Consider the following 234-nt stretch of genomic DNA (forward strand, 5'->3'; position numbering starts at 1 on the left):
CGCGTTTAAGAAGATGCCCACAACCCTCATCCAGGCCAAACTGGTGTCGTTTACCGCCATCAGTTCCTCATGCCGTTTAATTTTAATGGCCAGTTTGGGAAACTGCTGCGCCACGGAGGCGTCATCCCAGGCCAGTCTTAAAAGCTGAGCAAAGAAGGCCCCGTATTCGTAGTTTAAATTTTTTCCCAAACGGTGGAAGGCGGTATCCGGATCAAACCCTGCCTTAATGTCCCT

General features: G+C 50.4%; 1 protein-coding gene. It reads right to left on the reverse strand.

Annotation, left to right across the window (positions count from 1 at the left end):
- Nucleotides 1-234: hypothetical protein (locus DCCM_RS18795; protein ID WP_165792212.1), on the reverse strand; the 234-nt coding region annotated here is incomplete at both ends.

Origin of the sequence: Desulfocucumis palustris, assembly GCF_002933875.1 — a bacterium.
GTDB lineage: Bacteria > Bacillota > Desulfotomaculia > Desulfotomaculales > Desulfocucumaceae > Desulfocucumis > Desulfocucumis palustris.